This is a genomic window from Flavobacterium xizangense (assembly GCF_054075145.1).
In genome coordinates this window covers 1-270 of the sequence record NZ_JBSIPG010000115.1, presented here as the reverse complement: position 1 = coordinate 270, position 270 = coordinate 1, and the positions used below count along the sequence as shown (strand labels likewise).

The 270-nt window shown below is 29.6% G+C and carries 1 protein-coding gene; it reads left to right on the top strand.

The genetic code is table 11. The features are described from left to right. Window positions 1-11: 11 nt before the first annotated feature. Window positions 12-270: alpha-glucuronidase family glycosyl hydrolase (locus ACWA1B_RS22740; RefSeq protein WP_456910895.1), on the top strand; the 259-nt coding region annotated here is incomplete at its 3' end.

Sequence of the window (270 nt, the reverse complement as noted above, 5' to 3'; positions counted from 1 at the left end):
CGAATGCTTCAATGGCAAAAGAATACAAAGACAATCTACAAGGATTGGTAGTTTTAGGAAATTCAGAAACCATAAAAATTGCCGAGAAAGAACTTAAAACAGCATTTTTGGAAATGCTCGGAAATACACCTGAAATTAAACGTGATTTAAAAGAAGAAAATAATCTAATTGTAGGTTCTCAATCTAATTTAAATTCCGAAATCAAAAAACAGTTGGAATCTGATTTTGATAAAGTAAACCATGAAGGTTTTATCATAAAATCGATTTCTC